Raw genomic sequence first — 20,733 nt, 5'->3', positions numbered from 1 at the left:
GTCCTGAACACCTGGGCCGACGTGCTGAACCGTGCAGGCCTGGGCATGGAAGTGATGCACGAGCGCAACGCTCACAACTTCCCCCTCGACCTGGCTGCTGCCACCGCCACCCCCGTGGCGCTGACCGCCCCCGCCATCGGCTGAAGCCTTCCGGCTTCTCCGGTCCTGGGTTGACCCAGTTCCCTCTGCCCCCGCCTCGGCGGGGGCTTTTTTTGTGGCAGCCCCCACCCCCTGAACGGCGGGTCGTTGGGGCCGTGGAGCGGTCGGCGGTCGTGGTGGGTTGGGGCGATCGGAGGCCTGGGGGCGACCGATACCGCTCCACGGCCCCAACGACCCGCAGGGTCTCCAGAGGTCTGCCAGGCTGCGATCCAGGCAGGCAGGCGGCCTTATGGCAGAGAAACTGAACGTTGTGGCTGGTGGGGACGGCGGGCTGGAGGCTGCGGCGCCGGTGGCAGCCCAGGACGAGGCCAGCGCGCTGATCGCCGACCTTGGCCTGGAGCCCCATCCGGAGGGGGGCTGGTACCGGGAGGTCCACCGCAGCGGCGAACCGGTGCGGCGCCGCGATGGCGGCGAACGGGCGGGGCTCACGGTGATCCTGTTCCTGCTGGTGAAGGGCAGCCTCAGCCGCTGGCATCGCGTGCGCGGCGCCGACGAGACCTGGCACCACGCCGGTGGGTCGCCCTTGGAGTTGTGGCGGCTGCCGCCCGCCGGCGGCGTGGCCGAGCCCGCCAGCCTGGGGCCCCTGCGGCCGGCGCCGATCCAGCCGCTGCAAAGACCGGCCTTTCCCCAGTCCCAGCCGCCAGCCCTCGAGCCCGTGCTGGTGGTGCCGGCGGGCTGGTGGCAGGCCGCCCGCCCGCTGGGAGCCTGGAGCCTGGTGAGCTGCTGCGTGGGCCCAGGCTTCGACTTTGTCGATTTCGAGCTGCTGCGCCATCAGCCCCCGGAGCAGCATCCCGCGGGGGCCCTGGCCTGGCTGCTCTGAGGATGCGGCTTGCCCAGTCGCTGAACCGATGGGCTCAGGCCGTGAGGCGTCGCCGCAGCTGGCCGCAGGCCGCATCGGCATCGAGGCCGCGGCTGGCGCGCACGCTCACGGCCACATGGCGCTCCTGCAGGCTCCGGCGGAAGCTCTCCACCGCCGCCGGACTCGGCCGCTGGAACTCCTCCTCCTCGATCGGGTTGTAAGGAATCAGGTTCACGTGGCTCTGGAAGCCCCGCAGCAGCTGGGCCAGGGCCGCCGCATGGCGGGGTTGATCGTTCAGGCCGCCCAGGAGGATGTATTCAAAGCTCACGCGCCGGCCCGTGATCGCCACGTAGCGGCGGCAATCCTCCAGCAGGGCCTCAATCGGATAGGCGTGGGCGGTGGGGATCAGCTCTTCGCGCAGGCGCTGATCGGGGGCGTGCAGGCTCACCGCCAGGGTGAACTGGGCCCGGCCCAGCCGCTCCAGGGCCCGCTCCGCCAGGGTCGGCAGGGTGCGCGGCACCCCCACGGTGCTCACCGTGATCTGGCGCTGGGCCATGCCCAGGTCGCTGCAGAGGCAGTCGATGGCCTCCAGCACCGCTTCGACGTTCAGCAGCGGCTCGCCCATGCCCATGAACACCACGTGGCTGGGGCGCTCCCCCATCACCTCGCGCACGCTCAGCACCTGGTCCACGACCTCGTGCACCGCCAGGGAGCGCTGCAGGCCCCCCTTGCCGGTGGCGCAGAAGCGGCACGCCATCGGGCAGCCCACCTGGCTGCTCACGCACACGGTGAGCCGCCCCTCGGCCGGAATGCCCACGGTCTCGATGCTGAGGCCGTCGTGGGTGCCGAGCAGCAGCTTGGTGGTGCCGTCGCGGGCGACGCTGCGGTGCAGTTCCCGCGAGCGGCCGATCCAGTCGCTGGCGCCCGTCGGCGGTGTGGCGGCCAGGCCCTCGCGCCAGGCCTTGGGCAGCACCGACACCTCCTCCAGCCTGCGGGCGCCCTTGGCGTAGAGCCAGTCGTGGAGCTGGCGGCCCCGGAACCTGGCCTGCCCCTGCTGCTGGGCCCACTGCTCCAGAGCCGAAAGGCCCATCCCCAGCAGGGGACGGGCCTCGGTCGCGGCGGCGGGCTCAGGGGCTGATCCGGCGGCGATGGCCGTCGCCGGGGCGGCGTCGGAGGCCATCAGTCCCACACCAGCAGGCCGTGACCCAGCCAGGCCTCCACGGCCAGCAGGGCGATGAAGCCCAGCATGGCCATCCGGCCGTTGAGCAATTCGGTGTGGGTGTGGAAGCCGTAGCGGGGCAGGCGGCGCTGCGGCACGAGCTTGGGTTCGAGCATGGCGGGCGGCGCCTACGGGGACTGCGGATCGGCTCCATTCAAGCCAGAAGCCGGCCCCCGACGGGACCGGCGCAGGGGGGAAACCCGTCGGGCCTCCCCGGCAACGGGACTCACTCGTCGGTGAGCAGCCCCTCCTCCTGCAGACCCTCGAGGGCGGCGGGGTCGGCGATCAGCTCCTCCTCCAGGCCCTCCTCCACGCTGGGGCGGGTGAAGGCGGCGGTGGTGCTGGCGCTGGCCTCGATGCCATGGCGGCTGCGGGTGGCCTCCAGCTCGTCGTCGGAGGGGTCGTCGAGCAGGGCCTGGGCGGCGGCGGACGCCGGGGCGGCCGGCATCTCCACGGTGTAGTCGGGACGCAGGTTCTGCATGCGGCGGTAGCCGGCGGCCTCCTCCTCGAGGATGTCGGGGTGGGGGCCCGCCTCGGCCCGCAGCTCCTCTTCGAAGCCGCTGAAGCCGGTGCCGGCGGGGATCAGGCGACCGATGATCACGTTCTCCTTGAGACCGCGCAGCCAGTCGCTCTTGCCCTCGATGGCGGCTTCGGTGAGCACCCGGGTGGTCTCCTGGAAGGAGGCCGCCGAGATGAAGCTGTCGGTGTTCAGCGAGGCCTTGGTGATGCCCAGCAGCACCGGTGTGAATTCGCTCGGTGCGCCGCCGGTGATCGCCATGGCGTTGTTCACCTGCTCCACCTGACGCAGTTCGATCAGCTCGCCGGGCAGCAGGGTGGTGTCCCCCGCGTCCTCGATGCGGACCTTGCTGGTCATCTGGCGCACGATCACTTCGATGTGCTTGTCATCGATGGTGACGCCCTGGGACTTGTAGACGTTCTGCACTTCCTGCACCAGGCGGAACTGCAGCTTGGAGATGGCCTCCTGGGCCGCTTCCAGGGTGGGCTTGCGGCTGCGCAGGTCTTCGAAGAAGCACTCCAGCAGCTCGTGGGGGTTGATCGGACCGTCGGTGAGCAGTTCACCGGCGCTCACCTGCTGGCCATCCGACACCATCACGGTGCGGCCCAGCAGGATCGGGTATTCGGTGATGGCGTCGTCGCCCTCGATCACCGACACGGTCACCGAGTCGTCGTCCTCGCCCTGCTTGATCTGCACGGTGCCGGCCTTCTTGCAGGGAATGGCCGATTCCCGCGGGCGGCGGGCCTCCAGCAGTTCCTCGATGCGGGGCAGACCCTGCACGATGTCGCCGGTCTTCTGGCGCTCGAACACCAGCAGGGCCAGCGAGTCGCCGCGCTGCACGAGTTCGCCGTCACGCACGTGCAGCACCGAATCGGGCGACACCATGTAGGGGCGGCCGAGGCGGATGGTGACGCTGTTGCCCTCGACGGCCTCCACCTGGCCGCAGCAGGGGGCCTCGATGCCGGCGGCCAGCAGGTCGCCGTCCACCAGGCGCTGACTCACTTCCACCGTCGCCTTGGCGGAGCCCAGATCGATGGTGCGGGTGTCGCCGGCGCGCTCGACGATCAGGCGGCGGATTGGTTCGCCCTCCACCAGGTCGGGCAGCTGCACCACGCCGTCCTCCTTGCAGAGGATCTGGGTGGTGGCCACCACGTCGCCGCTCTTGACGACGGCGCCGTCCTCCACCTGCAGCTCCGTGTGGGTGGAGCCGTGGCTGGCGTCGGAGAGGGTGTCGCGGCGCACCAGCAGGCTCTCGAGGATCACCAGCTGCAGGCGATCGATCGTCTTGGCGCGCTTGTCGGGCACGGCCTCCACATCCACCGTCATCTGGGGGGTGGTGTCGAAGGTCTCGAGGATCAGCTGGGTGCGCAGCAGCTCCACGCCCTCCACGCTCTTGATCAGCTCGCCGTCCTTGTAGGTAAGGCGCTGGGTGGCCTTGAGCCCCAGGGAGGGGCCGCCGTTCTGCTTCACCAGGCTCAGTTCGGGCAGGTGGGCCGCATCGGGAATGCTGTATTCCTCCACGGGCCGCAGCAGCAGGGCTCCGCCCTCGGGGGTGTCCACCGCCTCCACGAACAGGATCGCGTCGGCCGTCAGGCCCGGGGCGATCTCCTCACCCGGGTTCACCATATTGCCGTTGCCGCCGTAGCGGCTCAGCACCTTGGCGTCGGAGACCAGGTGCAGCTTGCCGGAGCGCACGATGATCTCGCGCAGAATGTCGTTCTTCTGCGTCACCGTCACGATGCCGGCGGTCTGGCTGAAGATGTCCTTCACCACTTCGGTGCCGGCCTCGATCCACTGGCCGTCCTCGATCATCAACAGGGAGATGTCCTTGTTGATCTCGTGGGTTTCCTGGGGAATCCACAGCAGGGTGCCGCCCTTGCTCACCTCGTAGCCGTTCTTGGCGCTGCGGGCCTTCTTGATCGCCAGGCCCGGCGCATACTTCACGATGCCGCCGGTCTGGGTGCGGAAGCGGTCATCGGCCAGCTCGGCGATCACTTCACCGCCGCTGATCTTGGTGCCGGGCTGGGTCTTGAGCAGGTAGCGCAGGCTGTCCTTGCCCTCCAGGTGCCAGATCTCACCGGCATGGGTCGACTGGCCCACCAGCTTGCAGTCCTTGAGGGTGAGGCTGGTGGTGACGATCTGCACTTCGCGGGAGTCACCGGCGGATTCCCGCAGGCGCACGGCACCGCCGTACTCGCTCACCAGGCGGCTCTCGGCCAGCACCTCGCCGGTGGTGACCGGCTTCTCGCCCTTGACCACCGGCAGGGCGTTGGGGGGCAGGTTGTAGACGTCGCCGGCGAACACCCACATCCGCCCCAGGCGTGTGGCCTTGTGGGTGATGTTGCCCTGGCGGTCGGTGACCTCCTTGGGCTGGATGCCGTCCTCGTAGCGCACCTGGCCGGCCAGGTCGCAGATCACATCCTTGGTGGCCTTCTCCACGCTCTTCTTCACGGCGGCGCCGGAAGAGATCTGGGCCAGCATCGTGTCGGAGGCCACGGTGCCGCCATCGGCCACGAACAGCAGGGAGCCCTGGGTGATCTCCAGCTTCTGGACCTTGCCCTTGCCGCTGGGCTTGAGGGTGAGGGCGAAGTCGGTCTCGGCGATCAGGGCGTCCACGCCGTGGGGGGTGCGGAAGGCCCGCACGCGGGCCTTGGGCCCGAACTCGGCCACACCGTCGGTGGTGGAGCGCACCACGCCGGTCTCGGCGGTGGACACACCGCCGGTGTGGAACGTCCGCATCGTCAGCTGGGTGCCCGGCTCGCCGATCGACTGGGCGGCCACGATGCCGACGGCCTCGCCCAGGTCGACGAGTTCGTTGTGGGCCAGGGCCCAGCCGTAGCACTTGCGGCACACCGAGCGGGTGGCTTCACAGGTGAGGGGCGAGCGCACCTTCACGGTTTTCACGCCGGCCGCCTCGATGCGGCGGGAGAGGGGCGGATCGATCTCGCCGTCGCGGTCCACCAGGATCTCGCCGTTGGCATCCACCACCGGCTCGGCGGCCAGGCGGCCCACCAGCTTGGCGGCGTACTTGCCCTTGTCGTCGGCGTCGATGGGGATGCTGCGGGTGGTGCCGCAGTCGTCCTCGCGCACGATCACGTCCTGGGCCACGTCCACCAGACGGCGGGTGAGGTAACCCGAGTCGGCGGTGCGCAGGGCCGTGTCCACCAGACCCTTGCGGGCGCCGTAGGAGGAGATCACGTATTCGGTGACCGTCAGACCCTCACGGAAGTTGGTGCGGATCGGCAGGTCGATGATCTCGCCCTGGGGGTTGGCCATCAGGCCGCGCATGCCCACCAGCTGACGCACCTGGGACATGTTGCCCCGGGCGCCGGAGTTGGCCATCATCCACACCGAGTTGAGTGGATCGTTCTCGTTGAAGTTCTTCTTGACTTCTTCAACCAGACGCTCGTTGGTCTCGGTCCAGGTGTCGATCACCTTGGTGTGCCGTTCCACCTCGGTGATCTCACCGAGGCGGTAGCGCTCTTCGGTGTCCGTGATCTGCTGCTCAGCTTCTTCGAGCAGACGAGCCTTTTCGCCGGGGATGCGCAGGTCGTCGACGGAGATCGACACGGCGGCCTGGGTGGCGTAGTGGAAGCCCAGGTCCTTGAGCTCATCGGCCATGGAGGCCGTGGCGGCGGTGCCGTGGTTCTTGTAGGCCCAGGCCATCAGGTTCCGCAGCGCCTTCTTGTCGATGACGTGGTTGCGGAACGGCGGAGCGGCCTTGCTCAGGGGCGCGACGGCGCCGAGCACGGGCGTGATCTCAGCGGCGGCGGCTTCGGCCTTCTTGCTGGACTTCTTGCTGGTTTTCTTGGCGGGGGTGGCGGTCATGGCTGCGCGCGTCGAGGGTGAACGAAGAGGGGGACTATCCGGGATCTCAGGCGGCGGCCACCGCGTCGATGATCGTGCTGTTCATCACCACACGGCCCACGGTGGTGAGCAGATAGCGGCTGATCAGGGCACCGTCCTCATCGAGACGGTCGCGGCGGAACCTCCACTGCTCAACGCGGGTGCCATCGCTCAGGGTTTCGCTGCTTTCGGGCTCCCTGCCCTCCTCGGGGTTCTCCACCTCGCCGTTGAAGCGCACCCACACCCAGTCGTGCATGGTGAGGTGGCGCTCATCGAAGGCGCTGAGCACATCGGCCAGGCCCGCATAGGTGCGGCTGCGGTCGCCGAAGGCGGGACGCTCGGCGCCGGGCTGTTCGGCGGTGAGGTAGTAGGCGCCGAGCACCATGTCCTGGGACGGGGTGATGATCGGCTCGCCCGTGGCGGGCGAGAGGATGTTGTTGCTGGCCAGCATCAGCATCCGGGCTTCCGTCTGGGCCTCGATCGCCAGGGGCACGTGCACGGCCATCTGGTCACCGTCGAAGTCGGCGTTGAAGGCCGGGCACACCAGGGGGTGCAGCTGGATGGCGCGACCGTCCACCAGCTTGGGCTCGAAGGCCTGGATGCCCAGGCGGTGCAGCGTCGGGGCGCGGTTCAGCAGGATCGGGTGCCCTTCGATCACCTCCTGCAGCACCTGCATCACCTCGTCGTCGGCGCGCTGGATCAGCTTCTTGGCGGCCTTGATGTTGTTGACGATGTTCTGGCGGATCAGGCGATGGATCACGAACGGCTGGAACAGCTCGATCGCCATCTCCTTGGGCAGGCCGCACTGGTGCATCTTCAGCTTGGGGCCCACCACGATCACGGAACGACCGGAGTAGTCGACCCGCTTACCCAGCAGGTTCTGGCGGAAGCGGCCCTGTTTGCCCTCGATGATGTCGCTCAGCGACTTGAGCGGCCGGTTGTTGGCGCCCACCACGGTGCGGCCGCGGCGGCCGTTGTCGATCAGGGCATCGACGGCCTCCTGCAGCATCCGCTTCTCGTTGCGGACGATGATCTCGGGGGCCAGGATCTCCTGCAGGCGCGCCAGCCGGTTGTTCCGGTTGATGACGCGGCGGTAGAGGTCGTTCAGGTCGGAGGTGGCGAAGCGGCCGCCATCGAGCTGCACCATCGGCCGCAGGTCGGGCGGGATCACGGGGATCACGTCCAGCACCATCCACTCGGGCTTGGCGCCGGTGGCGATGAAGTTGTCGATCACGCGCAGGCGCTTGATTAGCTTGGCCCGCTTCTGGCCCTTGCTGCCGGCGATCTCCTCGCGCAGCTGCTCGGCGATCACCGGCAGGTCGAGGTCCTCCAGCAGCTGCTTGAGGGCCTCGGCGCCGATGCCCACCTGGGGCTCATTCTCGATGTCCGAATCTTCGGCGTAGATCTGGTCCTCGATCTCCAGCCACTCGTCTTCGGTGAGCAGCTGCTTGTAGGTGAGGTCCTTGTGGTCGCCCTTGTCGAGCACCACGTAGCAGTTGAAGTAGACGATCTGCTCCACATCCCGCAGGGGCATGTCCAGCAGGATCGCCACGTAGCTGGGGATCCCCTTCAGGTACCACACGTGGCTCACCGGAGCGGCGAGCTTGATGAAGCCCATGCGGTGGCGGCGCACCCGGCTCTCGGTGACCTCCACGCCGCAGCGCTCGCAGACGATGCCGCGGTGGCGCACCCGCTTGTACTTGCCGCAGTGGCATTCCCAGTCTTTCGACGGGCCGAAGATCTTCTCGCAGAACAGCCCGTCCATCTCGGGCTTGAGCGTGCGGTAGTTGATCGTTTCGGGCTTGGTGACCTCACCCACCACCTGACCGTTGGGCAGCGTGCGCTGGCCCCACTGCATGATCCGCTCGGGCGAGGCGAGCGTGATCTTGACGTAGTCGAAGTGGTTCTCGGTGCGGAGATTGCTGTTGGTCATGGCCGATGGGGTGCGCGGACCGCGGTGGAGGGGAGCTGATCAGAGGGAGCGAGCACCGTCCCGGCCGAGCCGGGAGCGGTCCCGTTCAGCGGTCAGTCGTCGTCGAAATCCGCGACGCCGAGGGATTCGTAGGTGGGGCGGTTGGGGGTGCTGCGGCGGGGGTTGACGTCCTGCATCAGATCCACTTCCTCACCGGCGTCGGTATAGACGGCGATGTCGAGGCCGAGCGACTGCAGTTCGCGCATCAGCACCTTGAACGACTCGGGGGTGCCGGGGCGGGGGATCGGCTTGCCCTTGACGATGGCGTTGAGCGCCTCGTTGCGGCCCTGCATGTCGTCGGACTTGACGGTGAGCAGTTCCTGCAGGGTGTAGGCGGCGCCGTAGGCCTCGAGGGCCCACACCTCCATCTCACCCAGGCGCTGGCCGCCCTGCTGGGCCTTGCCGCCCAGGGGCTGCTGGGTCACCAGGGAGTAGGGGCCGGTGGAGCGGGCGTGGATCTTGTCGTCCACCAGGTGCACCAGCTTGAGGATGTGGGCATAGCCCACGGTGACCGGCTGGTCGAAGGCCTCGCCGGTGCGGCCGTCGATCAGCTGGATCTTGCCGGGGTTCTCGGGGTCGTACACCCAGTCCTTGCCGGGCTGGGCCTTGGCGGCCTCGAGATAGGCCTGCACGGTGTTCTTCGAGGTTTCGGGGCCGTGCATCTCATCGAACGGCACCACCTTGACGCGGCAGTGGAGGTGGGACGCGGCCCAGCCCATCAGGCACTCGAACACCTGGCCCACGTTCATCCGGCTCGGCACACCCAGGGGGTTGAGCACGATGTCGATCGGGGTGCCGTCAGGCAGGTAGGGCATGTCTTCCAGGGGAAGAATGCGGCTGATGATGCCCTTGTTGCCGTGGCGGCCGGCCATCTTGTCGCCCACCTGGATCTTGCGGCGCTGGGCCACATAGACCCGCACCACCATGTTCGCGCCGGGCGGCAGTTCGTCGCCCTGCTCCCGGGTGTAGATGCGCACGTCCACCACGCGGCCGCGCTCGGTGCTGGGCACCCGCAGGGAGTTGTCGCGCACGTCGCGGGCCTTCTCGCCGAAGATGGCGCGCAGCAGCTTCTCTTCGGGGGGCTGGTCGGATTCACCCTTGGGGGTCACCTTGCCCACCAGGATGTCGCCGCTCTCCACGTAGGCCCCCACGCGGATGATGCCCATCTCGTCGAGGTTGCCGAGGCTCTCCTCGGCCACGTTGGGGATCTCACGGGTGATCTCCTCGGGGCCGAGCTTGGTCTGACGGGCTTCGATCTCGTACTTCTCGATGTGCACCGAGGTGTAGAGGTCGTCGCGCACCAGGCGCTCGCTCACCAGGATCGCGTCCTCGTAGTTGTAGCCCTCCCAGGGCATGTAGGCGATCAGCACGTTCTGGCCGAGGGCGATCTCGCCGCCCTCGCAGGCCGAGCCGTTGGCCAGCACCTGGCCGGCGATCACCGGATCGCCGAGTTTGACGATCGGCCGGTGGTTGAGGCAGGTGTCCTGGTTGGAGCGCTGGTACTTCTGCAGGTAGTGGGTGTGGTCGTTGCCCTGCTCATCGCGGATCACGATGGCGGTGGCGTCCACGAACACCACGCTGCCGTTGACCGTGGTGATCGGCACCATGCCCGAGTCGCGGGCCACCTGGGTCTCCAGGCCCGTGCCCACCAGGGGGCGTTCGGGGCGCAGCAGCGGCACCGCCTGGCGCTGCATGTTCGAACCCATCAGGGCGCGGTTGGCGTCGTCGTGCTCCAGGAAGGGAATCAGCGACGTGGCCACCGAGATCACCTGCACCGGCGACAGCTGGACGTAGTCCACCTGCTCGGGGGGCACGGTCTCGAAGTCCTGGCGGTAGCGCACGGGCACGAGTTCGGCCTTGATGCGGCCGTCGGCGTCGGTGGCCACGTCACCGGGGGCGACGCGGCACTCGTCCTCGAGGTCGGCGGAGAGATAGATCGGATCGCCCTGCTTGAGCACGATGCCGTTCTCCACCTTCCAGAAGGGGGTCTCGATGAAGCCGTACTCGTTCACCCGGGCGTGGGTGGCGAGCGAGCCGATCAGACCGGCGTTCGGACCTTCCGGGGTCTCGATCGGGCAGATGCGGCCGTAGTGGGAGGGGTGGATGTCACGCACGGCGAAGCCGGCGCGCTCCCGGGTCAGACCGCCGGGGCCGAGGGCGCTGATGCGGCGCTTGTGGGTCAGCTCGGCCAGGGGGTTGGTCTGGTCCATGAACTGGCTCAGCTGGCTGGAGCCGAAGAACTCCTTGATCGCCGCCACCAGGGGCTTGGGGTTCACCAGCTGGGCCGGGGTGAGCGATTCGGTCTCGCCGACCGTCATCCGCTCCTTGATGATCCGCTCCAGGCGGTTCAGGCCCACGCGCACCTGGTTCTGCAGCAGTTCGCCCACCGAGCGCACGCGGCGGTTGCCGAGGTGGTCGATGTCATCGAGGCTGGCGCCGCCGACATCGAGCTCCAGGTTGATCAGGTAGTCGATCGTGCTGAGCACGTCCTCGGCGGTGAGGGTGCGGGTCGCGTCGGGGATCGTGAGGCGCAGCTTCTTGTTGATCTTGTAGCGACCCACCCGACCGAGGTCGTAGCGCTTGGGATCGAAGAACCGGCTGTGCAGCAGCTGCTGACCGCCGCTCACCGAGGGCGGTTCACCCGGCCGCAGCTTCTTGTAGAGCTCCAGCAGGGCCTGGTCTTCAGAGGCGATGCCCTCGTCGTTGGCGGCCTCGATCGACTTCTGGTAATACTCCGGGTGCCGGAGTTTATCCAGCACGTCGTTGTCCGACAGGCCGATGGCCCGCATCAGCACGTGGGCGTTGATCTTGCGGGTCTTGTCGACGCGGACGTGCAGCAGGTCGTTCTTGTCGGTCTCGAACTTCAGCCAGGCACCACGGTTGGGGATCAGGCTGGCGTTGAAGGTCTTGCGGCCGTTCTTGTCCTGCTCGTCCTTGAAGTAGACGCCGGGGGAGCGCACGATCTGGTTCACGATCACGCGCTCGGCGCCGTTGATGATGAACGTGCCGCGCTCGGTCATCAGCGGCAGCTCGCCGATGAAGACCTCCTGCTCCTTGATTTCGCCGGTCTCCTTGTTGACCAGGCGGCAGGTGACATACATCTGGGAGGCGAAGGTCGCGTCGCGACGCTTGGCCTCTTCCACGTCGTGGCGGGGGCGCTTGAGGCGGTACTCGCTACCGATGAAGTGCAGCTCGAGCTTGCCGGTGTAGTCGGTGATCGGCGAGAAGCTCTCCAGCTCCTCGATCAGGCCCTTCTCCAGGAACCATTTGAAGCTCGCGCGCTGTACCTCGACCAGATCGGGCAGGTAAGTGGCGGTCTTGGCGACCTGGATCGCGCTGCTCATGCGGTGAACCTGCAGGAACGGGTTGGACGGGGGACTGACCTGACGGCGCAGGGGGTGGTCGCGGGCGGGAGGGGCCGAGGCAGGGCCTGCCACAGGAACAGCCGCCCCCGCTGGGGGGACGGCTGCCTGAGCGCAGGACCTATTCAGCTCGCTTCAACCCCAGGGACAACGACGACACGCACCGGAAAGACAAGGCACCAGGCAAGTGGTGGGCGCTTTCGGGCTGCAGAGAGCACGGAAAAATTCAGAGCTCGCTGCCAGGCCAATAAATCATCATACAGTGTCAGCTGCCTGCCCCAACCCAAGCCCGAACAGGGCCTCGGCATTGGCCGTGCTCTGGCGGGCCACCGTCTCCAGGCTCTCGCCGCGCAGGTCCGCCACGCGCTGGGCCACCGCCGCCACGTAGGCGGGTTCATTGCGCTTGCCCCGCCGCGGCACCGGCGCCAGGAAGGGGCAGTCGGTCTCCACCAGGTAGCGATCGGCCGGCACCTGGCGGGCGCAGGCGTGGGTGGCCTCGGCCTTGGGGAAGGTGACAGTGCCGCTGAAGCTGATGAACAGGCCCAGCTCCAGGAAGCCGTCCATCTCCTTGGGGGTGCCCCCCCAGCAGTGCATCACGCCGCGGGGGCAGGCGCCCCGCTCCCGGCGTTCCCGCAGTTCCGCCAGCATCGGTTCGGCCGCATCGCGGCAGTGGATGATCACCGGCAGATCCAGCGCACAGGCCAGATCCAGCTGGGGCCGCAGCACGGCCAGCTGCTGCTCGAGGTTCTTCTCGCGGAACAGGTCGAGCCCCAGCTCGCCGATGGCCAGCACCCGCGGATCGGCCTCGGCCGCCGCCCGCAGCACCTGGGCGGTGTCGGCCTGCCAGTGCTCGGTGTCCAGCGGGTGGACGCCCACCGAGTAGCGCAGCTCCGGGAAGCGATCGGCCAGGGCCCGGATCGCCGGGATCTCCGAGGGTTCCACGCAGGCGTGCAGCAGCCGCTGGATGCCGGCCTCGCGCCAGCGCTGGGCCACGGCGTCGAGGTCCTCGTCGAAGTTGCGGAAGACGATGTGGCAGTGGGAATCCACCAGGGCCACGGCGGCCGCTGAGGATCCGGTGGGGCTGGGCCCCTCGCTGGGCGCCTCCGGGTTCCGGATCTCGCCGCCGAGGGCTGCCGGGATCGTCGCTGCCGCCATCGCTGGAGTTCCGGGATTCAGGCCGAGGTCCGAACCCTAGACAGCTGGGGCGCCGGGCAGCCGCGCGGCACCAGCCCAGCGCCCCAGGCCAGGGACGCCGCCCCTTCACGAGCAAAGCCGGCCCGCCAGCCCCCTGGGGGGCAGCGGACCGGCTGCTGGGGCCACGGGGGCCGGGCGCTGGACTCAGGCCTGGGCCGGCTCGACCGCCTTCTTGACGGCGGCGCTCAGGCGCGACTTCTGGTTGGCGCCGGTGTTGCGGTGCAGCACACCCACCTTGACGGCCTTGTCGATCTTGCTGAAGGCGGCGTTGACGCTGCTCTGCACGGCGGCCTTGGCGGCCTCGCCGGGCTCCTGGCTGTAGGCGCTCACGGCCGTGAAGGCGCGCTTCAGCAGGGTGCGGACGGCGGACTTGTAGGTGCGGTTGTGCAGGCGATTGCGCTCGGCAACCAGGATGCGCTTCTTCGAGGACTTGTTATTGGCCACAGGCAGGTTCGGCGCTCGAAATCGGCGCTGGCACGGCAAAGGCGGATCCTACCCCGTGGCGCTGCTGGGGGATCCCGGCCGGCGCACTAGCTTGAACTCCCCCTCACCCTGACCGGTGACCGTGTCCAGCAGCTCCCTCGACCAGACCTTCACGGCGCAGGCGGGCTCGGCGCAGGCGGGCATGACGCAGGCCGGGGAGCCCGTGGCGACGCCGGCCCTGCGGATCGAACTGCTGCACGACCTCGCGGCCGCCGGCGAGCGCCTGGAGGCCATCGCCGATCGCACCGGCGGCGGCCAGAGCCGCGAGGCCGCCCAGCGGGTGGACGCGATCATCGAGCAGGTGCGGACCCAGGGCGACGCCGCCCTGCTGGAGCTCACCGAGCGCTTCGACGGAGTGCGCCCCGATCCCCTGCGGGTGCCCGCCGCTGAGCTCAAGGCGGCCTGGGAGCGCTGTCCCGCCGACCTGCAGGCCGCCCTGCAGCTGGCCCACCGCCGCATCCTCGACTTCCACCAGCGCCAGCGCCCCGCCGATCTGAGCGTGACCGGCGTGCACGGCGAGCGCCTCGGGCGCCGCTGGCGGCCGGTGGAGCGGGCCGGCCTCTACGTGCCGGGCGGCCGGGCCTCCTACCCCAGCACCGTGCTGATGAACGCGGTGCCCGCCAAGGTGGCCGGGGTCGAGCGGCTGGTGATGGTCACCCCGCCGGGCCCCGATGGCCGCGTCAACGACACGGTGCTGGCGGCGGCCCACCTGGCCGGGGTGGATGAGCTCTACCGGGTGGGTGGTGCCCAGGCCATCGCCGCCCTCGCCTACGGCACCGAGACCATCCCGCGGGTGGATGTGATCACGGGTCCCGGCAACCTCTACGTGACCCTGGCCAAGAAGGCCGTGTATGGCCGCGTGGCGATCGATTCGCTGGCGGGCCCCTCCGAGGTGCTGGTGATCGCCGATGCCAGCGCCAACGCCGACCACGTGGCCGCCGACCTGCTGGCCCAGGCCGAGCACGACCCCCTGGCCGCCGCGATCCTGCTCACCACCAGCACGGCGCTGGCGGCGGCCGTGCCCGCGGCCCTCGAGGCCCAGCTGCAGGGCCACCCCCGGGCCGCCATCACCCGCCAGGCCCTCGAGGACTGGGGCCTGATCGTGGTCTGCCCCTCCCTGGAGGACGCGGCGCTGCTGAGCGATCGCTTCGCACCGGAGCACCTGGAGCTGCAGGTGGAGCGGCCCGAGCCCCTGGCCGAGCGCATCCACCACGCCGGGGCGATCTTCCTCGGGGCCTGGACCCCCGAGGCGGTGGGCGACTACCTGGCCGGCCCCAACCACACCCTGCCCACCTCCGGCACGGCCCGCTTCGCCGGCGCCCTCAGCGTGGAGACCTTCCTGCGCCACACCAGCCTGATCCAGTTCAACCGCCAGGCCCTGGAGGCCACCGGCGGCGCAGTGGTGGCCCTGGCCGACAGCGAGGGGCTGCACAGCCACGCCGAATCGGTGCGCCTCCGCCTGGGCTGAGGCCGGCTGCAGACCTCAGCCGGACGCTGCGGGCGGGGTCCGCTCAGGACTCCGGGCGGTTCCGCTCAGCGCTTCACCAGGTCGCGCACACCCGGCACGCCGTCGTGGATCTCGCCCACCAGCACCTGGTCGGTGAGGTTCACGAACAGGCCGTTCTCCAGCACGCCGGGCAGGTTGTTGATCTCCTTCTCCAGGGCCACCGGATCGGTGATGCCGCCGGCGAACTTCACATCCAGCACCAGGTTGCCCTGGTCGGTCACCACGGGGCCGGCCTTGCGCACGGCCATGCGCAGGTCGGCGTTGCCCCCCAGGGCGGCCAGCTCGGCCTGCACCTGGCGCCAGGCGCCGGGCAGCACCTCCACCGGCAGCAGGAAGCCGAGGTTGAGGGTGTCCACCAGCTTGGTGGCATCCACCACCACCACGAAGCGCTCGGCGCGGCGGGCCACCAGCTTCTCCTGCACGTGGCAGGCGCCGCCGCCCTTGATCAGCTGGAAGGAGGGGTCCACCTCATCGGCGCCGTCGATGGCCAGATCGATGCGCTCGATGGCGTTGAGGCTCTTGAGCGGGATGCCCAGCTCGGCGGCCAGCACCTCGCCCTGGAAGGAGGTGGTGACGCCCACGATGTCGCTGAGCTCGCCGCGCTTCAGCTTGGCCCCCAGCCCCTGGATCATCAGGGCGGCGGTGGAGCCGGAGCCCAGGCCCACCACCATGCCGCTCTGGATCTGCTCCACGGCCGCCTCGGCCACGGCCTGCTTCATGCGGTCCTGCAGATCCGACATCGCGAGCGTCTGAAACGGCACGTGACCGTAGCTCAGCCCGCCGGAGGCCCGACAGCTCAGCCCGCCTGGGGCAGGGCCTCGGGCCGGATGCTCAGGCTCAGCTCCCGCTCGCCCCGCAGCACCCGCAGCGGCAGGGCCTCGCCGATGCTGGAGCCCTCCACCAGCCGCAGCAGGGTGGCCGGATCGCCCACCGCCTGGTCGGCGGCGGAGACCACCAGATCACCGCGGCGCAGGCCGGCCTTCTCGGCGGGGCTGGCGGGCAGCACCCGCTGCACCAGGGCGCCATCGCGCTCCGGCAGCTTCAGCAGGGCGTTGGGGTCGGCGTTGTTGTCGCGGGCCAGGCGCGCGGTGAGCGGCACCAGCTGCAGGCCCAGGTAGGGGTGCACCACCCGATCGCCCCTGCCCAGCTGCTGGGCCACCCCCTTGGCCAGGTTGATCGGGATGGCGAAGCCGAGGCCGGCGCCGGGCCCGGAGCGCACCAGGGTGTTGATGCCGATCACCTCGCCGGCGGCGTTGATCAGCGGGCCGCCGGAGTTGCCGGGGTTGATGGCGGCGTCGGTCTGGATCAGCTCCAGGCGCTTGTCCGAGAATCCGAGGCTGGCGATGCTGCGGTGCAGGCTGCTGACGATGCCCAGGGTCACGGTGCGCTCCAGGCCGTAGGGCGTGCCCAGGGCGATGGCCCAGTCGCCCACCTCCAGGGCCTCGGAATCCCCCAGCGGTGCTGCCACTACCGCCTTGGAGCCGGCCACCTGCACCACGGCCAGATCCGTCACCGGGTCGGCGCCGAGCACGGTGCCGTCCAGCTGGCGGCCGTCCGCCAGGGTCACCTCCACCCGGTCGGCCCCGTCCACCACGTGGGCATTGGTGAGCACCAGGCCCTGGCCGTCGATCACCACGCCCGAGCCCTGGCCCCGCTCGCGGCCGCTGGGGGGCGCGTCGCCGAACAGTTCCCGCAGCAGGGGGTCGCTGAAGGCCGGATCCAGGCCGGCCGGCCGCACGGTGCGCTCGGTGTCGATCCGCACCACCGCCGGCCCCACCCGGCGCACGGCCTCGGCCACGAAGCTGTGGGGGCGTGCCGGTGGGCTGGCGGCCGCCTCGGCCGGGATCGGCGGCTCCTCGCCGGCGGCCAGGGCCAGGGGCGCCGGAGCCAGCACCAGCAGCAGGCCCAGCACCAGCCCCAGGACGGGGCGCAGCGGGGCGAGCCAGGCGGAACGGGGCACGGAGCGGATGCGGATGGGGATCCAGGCTAGGAACCCCAGGCCCGTGGCCCGGCGCTGACCCGTCGTCGCGCTCACTCCGGCAACGGTGGCCAGCGCAGCAGGGTGGTCGCCAGGCCGCCGTCGTCCCGCAGCTCCAGCAGCTGGCCTCCGGGCCAGTCCGGCCGGCCCAGGGGGCAGGGCTGGGCGGCGGCGAACGGCGCCAGGGTGGAGGGGCAGGCCCAGAGCGGCAGGGGGTCGCCGCCGTCGGGGCGCGCCAGGCTGCCGGCCCAGTGCTGGTGCACGTGGCCGAACACCACACCGCGCACCCGTGGGCTGGCCAGCAGCGGCTCCAGCAGGGCCCCGGGCCGCTGCAGGCCGATGCCGTCGAGCGCGGCGGAGCCGATCGGCAGGGGCGGGTGGTGCAGGGCCACCAGCACGGGACCCGTGCCCGCCGCCAGCTGCTCCGCCAGCCAGGCCAGCTGGGGCGCCTCGATCCAGCCCGCCACAGCGCCCGGCCGGTGGCTGCTGAGCAGCAGCACTCGCCAGGCCCCCAGGGCCACGCAGGCCGGGGCGATGGTCGCCCGCCGCCCCAGGGCCGCCCGCATCAGCACCGCGTCGTCGTGGTTGCCGCCCAGCAGGGCCACCGGCAGCTCCAGGGGCTCCAGCAGCTCCCGCAGCCGCACGTAGCCGCCCCAGCTCTCGTCCTGGCAGAGGTCGCCCGTGAGCAGCAGCAGGTCCACGGGGGCCGCGGCGGCCAGGGCCTGCTCCAGGCCGTGGGCCAGCCAGGCCAGGGACTGGCGCCCGCGGCAGCGGCCGGCCGGATCCGCCAGCAGGTGGGGATCACTCAGTTGCAACACGCGTCGCGTCTGGGGCTGGACCATCCCGCCGGCGGGCCATTGGACCTAAGTTGCCGGATCCCCGCGTGTCCGCCATGGCCGCCATTCCCCCGGGCACCCGCCAGCGCTGTTCCCTCTGCCAGGTGGAGATCCAGGGCCTGGCCGGCGGAGGGGACCTGGTGTATTTCAGCCAGGGCGCCCCGGCCACGCGCTCCAAGCTGTGGGCGCGCGTCTGCCAGTACCTGCGCACCGACGAGCAGAAGGCCCAGTGCCTCAACCAGGACCCGTCCCAGCGGGGCGAGATCCAGCCCGGCGATGGCTACAGCGAGCCGCCGGTGGTGGACCTGGGCAGCGCCCTGCCCTGAGGGCCCTACCCCCCGATCCCCTAGGGTCAGCACATGCCCGGCGGGCATCACTCCTGCTGCTGAACGCGGACTTCGGATGCCGTGGCCTTCGGGCCGGCGCGCTTCTGGAAGCCCGGCCCGTTCGCGGTGCGGGGGCAGACCATCTGCAGGTGCCGGACGGGCCGCCCGTCCCCTGCCGAGCTGCGCTGCCTTGCCCCATCCCCTGATCCCCGACCTCCAGACCCTGGCCAGCCAGGTGGCGGACAGCGCCGGATTCCAGGTGTGCGGTGTGCAGCTGCTCAGCCACCGCATCCCGATGACGCTGCAGGTGCAGCTGCGTCTGGCCGATGGCGGCGACGTGAACCTGGACGACTGTGCCCGCTTCAGCGTCCTGCTGGACGCGGCCCTCGAGGCCGGCGAGCTGCTCCAGGAGGCCTACGTGCTGGAGATCTCCAGCCCTGGCATCGGCGAGGAGCTGATCGAGGACCGCGACTTCCGCAGTTTTCGTGGCTTCCCGGTGGAGGTTCACTACACCGATGCCAGAACAGGGGGCGAGGCCCGGCGTGAGGGCCTGCTGCTCGAGCGCGACGCGACCACCGTGCACCTGAACGTGCGCGGCCGCACCGTTCGCTTCCCCCGAAGCGACGTGCTCGCGGTGCGCCTCGTGGCCCCCACCGAGGGCTGAGCCCAGCCCGGAGCCGCCGCTGCGGCCCCAGTCCGACTCCCCGCCTTTTCCCACCCAACCCCGCGCGACCTCGATCTATGGCACTGGTTCTTCTCCCCGGTCTGGCGAACCTGATCGAGGACATCAGCGACGAGAAGAAGCTGCCCACCCAGGTGGTGGAGTCGGCGCTGCGGGAGGCCCTGCTCAAGGGCTACGAGCGCTATCGCCGCACCCTCTATCTGGGCATCAGCGAAGATCCCTTCGAGGAGGACTACTTCTCCAACTTCGACGTGGCCCTCGACGTGGACGAGGAGGGCTACCGGGTGCTGGCCTCCAAGATCATCGTGGAGGAGGTGGAGAGCGAAGACCACCAGATCGCCCTTGCTGAAGTGCAGCAGGTGGCCGAGGACGCCCAGATCGGCGACACGGTGGTGCTCGATGTCACCCCCGAGAAGGAGGACTTCGGCCGCATGGCCGCCGCCACCACCAAGCAGGTGCTGGCCCAGAAGCTGCGCGACCAGCAGCGCCGCATGATCCAGGAGGAATTTGCCGACCTCGAGGACCCCGTGCTCACCGCCCGGGTGATCCGCTTCGAGCGCCAGAGCGTGATCATGGCCGTGAGCAGCGGCCTGGGCCGGCCCGAGGTGGAGGCCGAGCTGCCCCGCCGCGACCAGCTGCCCAACGACAACTACCGCGCCAACGCCACCTTCAAGGTGTTCCTCAAGGAGGTGAGCGAGGTGCCGCGGCGTGGCCCTCAGCTGTTCGTGAGCCGCTCCAATGCCGGCCTGGTGGTCTATCTCTTCGAGAACGAAGTGCCCGAGATCCAGGAGGGCTCCGTGCGGATCGTGGCCGTGGCCCGCGAGGCCAACCCGCCGTCGCGCGCCGTGGGCCCCCGCACCAAGGTGGCCGTGGATTCGGTGGAGCGCGAGGTGGATCCGGTGGGCGCCTGCATCGGCGCCCGCGGCTCCCGCATCCAGCAGGTGGTGAACGAACTGCGGGGCGAGAAGATCGACGTGATCCGCTGGTCGCCCGATCCGGGCCAGTACATCGCCAACTCCCTCAGCCCGGCCCGGGTGGAGGCGGTGCGCCTGGTGGATCCCGAGGGCCAGCACGCCCACGTGCTGGTGCCGCCCGATCAGCTGAGCCTGGCCATCGGCCGCGAGGGCCAGAACGTGCGCCTGGCCGCCCGCCTCACCGGCTGGAAGATCGACATCAAGAACAGCACCGAGTACGACCAGGGCTCGGAGGACGCCAAGGTCGCCGAGCTGATTGCCCTCCGCCAGGAGGAGGAGGCCCTGCAGGCCGAGGCCGAGGCGCGGCTGGCCGCCGAGCAGGCCCTGCGCGCCGAAGAGGATGCGCGCCTGCGGGAGCTCTATCCCCTGCCGGAGGACGAGGAGGGCTACGAGGAGGAGGGCTATGACGAGCAGGCCTACGCCGAGCAGGCCGACCCTGAGCAGCCCGCGGCGGCGGCCAGCGAGGCGGCCCCCGAGGACGCCGAGGGCGAGGCCAGCACGGCTGACGCCACCGACGACGACGCCACCACCGGCGATGCCGCCGAGGATGCGGTCGGGTGAGTGGCAAGCCCGTCCTGCGGCGCTGTGTGACCTGCCGGGAGCTGCTGGATCGCCAGGGGCTCTGGCGGGTCATCCGCCTGGCGGACGGGGGGCTGGCCCTGGATGGGGGCATGGGCCGATCGGCCTACCTCTGCCCCAGCCAGGCCTGTCTGGAGGAGGCGCGGCGGCGCCGCAAACTGCAGAAGGCCTTGCGCTGCCAGGTTGCGGATTCCATCTACGCCGCGCTGGAGCAGCGCCTTCTCAGCGCACCGGCAGCGGGCGCTGAGGCAAGATAAACAGTGGCCTCACCGTGCGTGCGGGCCCGGTGGCACCCGTTGC

The 20,733-nt window shown here is 70.1% G+C and carries 16 protein-coding genes and 1 pseudogene; 7 read left to right on the top strand and 10 right to left on the bottom strand.

The features are described 5' to 3' along the window. A pseudogene (locus ACLV7J_RS07040) lies at nt 1-144 on the top strand (photosystem II q(b) protein); the annotation flags it as partial. Between the two features lie 304 nt (nt 145-448). Beyond that, entirely contained in the window at nt 449-979 is a 531-nt protein-coding gene (locus ACLV7J_RS07035) for a cupin domain-containing protein (RefSeq protein ID WP_411868381.1), read from the top strand. Nucleotides 980-1,013: 34 nt separating this feature from the next. On the opposite strand, the gene rlmN is transcribed toward ACLV7J_RS07035, so the two are convergent. The 7 genes from rlmN to rpsT form a co-directional block, all read right to left on the bottom strand. Further along, on the bottom strand, nt 1,014-2,138 hold the full coding sequence (gene rlmN / locus ACLV7J_RS07030) for a 23S rRNA (adenine(2503)-C(2))-methyltransferase RlmN (RefSeq protein ID WP_411868380.1): 1,125 nt from the start codon (nt 2,136-2,138) through the stop codon (nt 1,014-1,016). Beyond that, nucleotides 2,138-2,293, bottom strand: coding sequence for a chlorophyll a/b-binding protein (locus ACLV7J_RS07025; protein ID WP_094591806.1), 156 nt, complete (start codon nt 2,291-2,293; stop codon nt 2,138-2,140). Before ACLV7J_RS07025 ends, rlmN begins: the two co-directional genes overlap by 1 nt. 110 nt (nt 2,294-2,403) lie before the next feature. After that, complete coding sequence (locus ACLV7J_RS07020) at nt 2,404-6,522, bottom strand: DNA-directed RNA polymerase subunit beta' (protein WP_411868379.1); 4,119 nt, start codon at nt 6,520-6,522, stop codon at nt 2,404-2,406. 46 nt (nt 6,523-6,568) lie between these two features. Beyond that, nucleotides 6,569-8,473 (bottom strand): DNA-directed RNA polymerase subunit gamma, encoded by a 1,905-nt coding sequence (locus tag ACLV7J_RS07015; protein ID WP_411868378.1) that lies wholly within the window; start codon nt 8,471-8,473, stop codon nt 6,569-6,571. A gap of 92 nt (nt 8,474-8,565) precedes the next feature. Continuing rightward, nucleotides 8,566-11,856 carry a DNA-directed RNA polymerase subunit beta gene (gene rpoB / locus ACLV7J_RS07010; protein WP_411868377.1) on the bottom strand — a complete coding sequence of 1,097 codons (3,291 nt, stop codon included), beginning with the start codon at nt 11,854-11,856 and terminating at the stop codon, nt 8,566-8,568. 273 nt (nt 11,857-12,129) lie between these two features. Beyond that, nucleotides 12,130-13,029, bottom strand: a complete 900-nt coding sequence (locus tag ACLV7J_RS07005) for a TatD family hydrolase (protein ID WP_411868376.1) — start codon at nt 13,027-13,029, stop codon at nt 12,130-12,132. A gap of 183 nt (nt 13,030-13,212) precedes the next feature. Beyond that, nucleotides 13,213-13,512, bottom strand: coding sequence for a 30S ribosomal protein S20 (gene rpsT / locus ACLV7J_RS07000; protein WP_255128363.1), 300 nt, complete (start codon nt 13,510-13,512; stop codon nt 13,213-13,215). A gap of 181 nt (nt 13,513-13,693) precedes the next feature. Between rpsT and hisD the strand changes: the two genes are divergently transcribed. Continuing rightward, nucleotides 13,694-15,019 carry a histidinol dehydrogenase gene (gene hisD / locus ACLV7J_RS06995; protein WP_411868397.1) on the top strand — a complete coding sequence of 442 codons (1,326 nt, stop codon included), beginning with the start codon at nt 13,694-13,696 and terminating at the stop codon, nt 15,017-15,019. Between the two features lie 65 nt (nt 15,020-15,084). Here hisD and rpiA read toward each other — a convergent pair whose 3' ends face one another. The 3 genes from rpiA to ACLV7J_RS06980 all read right to left on the bottom strand — a co-directional run bounded on the left by rpiA (nt 15,085) and on the right by ACLV7J_RS06980 (nt 17,878). Further along, the gene (gene rpiA, locus ACLV7J_RS06990) at nt 15,085-15,798 is read right to left on the bottom strand and encodes a ribose-5-phosphate isomerase RpiA (protein WP_094591800.1); all 714 of its coding nucleotides are present in this window, start codon (nt 15,796-15,798) and stop codon (nt 15,085-15,087) included. A gap of 56 nt (nt 15,799-15,854) precedes the next feature. Further along, nucleotides 15,855-17,018 (bottom strand): trypsin-like peptidase domain-containing protein, encoded by a 1,164-nt coding sequence (locus tag ACLV7J_RS06985; protein ID WP_411868375.1) that lies wholly within the window; start codon nt 17,016-17,018, stop codon nt 15,855-15,857. A gap of 71 nt (nt 17,019-17,089) precedes the next feature. Beyond that, nucleotides 17,090-17,878, bottom strand: coding sequence for a metallophosphoesterase (locus ACLV7J_RS06980; protein ID WP_411868374.1), 789 nt, complete (start codon nt 17,876-17,878; stop codon nt 17,090-17,092). A gap of 50 nt (nt 17,879-17,928) precedes the next feature. On the opposite strand from ACLV7J_RS06980, the gene ACLV7J_RS06975 reads away from it, so the two are divergent. From ACLV7J_RS06975 to ACLV7J_RS06960, 4 genes are all read left to right on the top strand, one after another. Continuing rightward, nucleotides 17,929-18,198, top strand: coding sequence for a hypothetical protein (locus ACLV7J_RS06975; RefSeq protein WP_255128366.1), 270 nt, complete (start codon nt 17,929-17,931; stop codon nt 18,196-18,198). Between the two features lie 190 nt (nt 18,199-18,388). After that, on the top strand, nt 18,389-18,862 hold the full coding sequence (gene rimP, locus ACLV7J_RS06970) for a ribosome maturation factor RimP (RefSeq protein WP_411868373.1): 474 nt from the start codon (nt 18,389-18,391) through the stop codon (nt 18,860-18,862). A gap of 77 nt (nt 18,863-18,939) precedes the next feature. Beyond that, nucleotides 18,940-20,415 carry a transcription termination factor NusA gene (nusA, locus tag ACLV7J_RS06965; RefSeq protein ID WP_411868372.1) on the top strand — a complete coding sequence of 492 codons (1,476 nt, stop codon included), beginning with the start codon at nt 18,940-18,942 and terminating at the stop codon, nt 20,413-20,415. Continuing rightward, entirely contained in the window at nt 20,412-20,690 is a 279-nt protein-coding gene (locus tag ACLV7J_RS06960) for a YlxR family protein (protein WP_411868371.1), read from the top strand. Before nusA ends, ACLV7J_RS06960 begins: the two co-directional genes overlap by 4 nt. Nucleotides 20,691-20,733: the final 43 nt, after the last annotated feature.

The organism is Vulcanococcus limneticus LL (assembly GCF_943369875.1).
Taxonomy (GTDB): domain Bacteria; phylum Cyanobacteriota; class Cyanobacteriia; order PCC-6307; family Cyanobiaceae; genus Vulcanococcus; species Vulcanococcus limneticus_A.
This window is presented reverse-complemented; position numbering and strand designations above follow the sequence as displayed.

Excerpts from the sequence above, each read along its gene's own strand:
- nusA (WP_411868372.1), top strand. The coding sequence starts at position 18,940 with ATGGCACTGGTTCTTCTCCCCGGTCTGGCGAACCTGATCGAGGACATC.
- rlmN (WP_411868380.1), bottom strand. The coding sequence starts at position 2,138 with ATGGCCTCCGACGCCGCCCCGGCGACGGCCATCGCCGCCGGATCAGCC.
- ACLV7J_RS07015 (WP_411868378.1), bottom strand. The coding sequence starts at position 8,473 with ATGACCAACAGCAATCTCCGCACCGAGAACCACTTCGACTACGTCAAG.
- ACLV7J_RS06980 (WP_411868374.1), bottom strand. The coding sequence starts at position 17,878 with ATGGTCCAGCCCCAGACGCGACGCGTGTTGCAACTGAGTGATCCCCAC.
- hisD (WP_411868397.1), top strand. The coding sequence starts at position 13,694 with ATGACGCAGGCCGGGGAGCCCGTGGCGACGCCGGCCCTGCGGATCGAA.
- ACLV7J_RS07005 (WP_411868376.1), bottom strand. The coding sequence starts at position 13,029 with ATGGCGGCAGCGACGATCCCGGCAGCCCTCGGCGGCGAGATCCGGAAC.
- rpiA (WP_094591800.1), bottom strand. The coding sequence starts at position 15,798 with ATGTCGGATCTGCAGGACCGCATGAAGCAGGCCGTGGCCGAGGCGGCC.
- ACLV7J_RS07020 (WP_411868379.1), bottom strand. The coding sequence starts at position 6,522 with ATGACCGCCACCCCCGCCAAGAAAACCAGCAAGAAGTCCAGCAAGAAG.
- ACLV7J_RS06975 (WP_255128366.1), top strand. The coding sequence starts at position 17,929 with ATGGCCGCCATTCCCCCGGGCACCCGCCAGCGCTGTTCCCTCTGCCAG.
- rpoB (WP_411868377.1), bottom strand. The coding sequence starts at position 11,856 with ATGAGCAGCGCGATCCAGGTCGCCAAGACCGCCACTTACCTGCCCGAT.
- ACLV7J_RS07025 (WP_094591806.1), bottom strand. The coding sequence starts at position 2,293 with ATGCTCGAACCCAAGCTCGTGCCGCAGCGCCGCCTGCCCCGCTACGGC.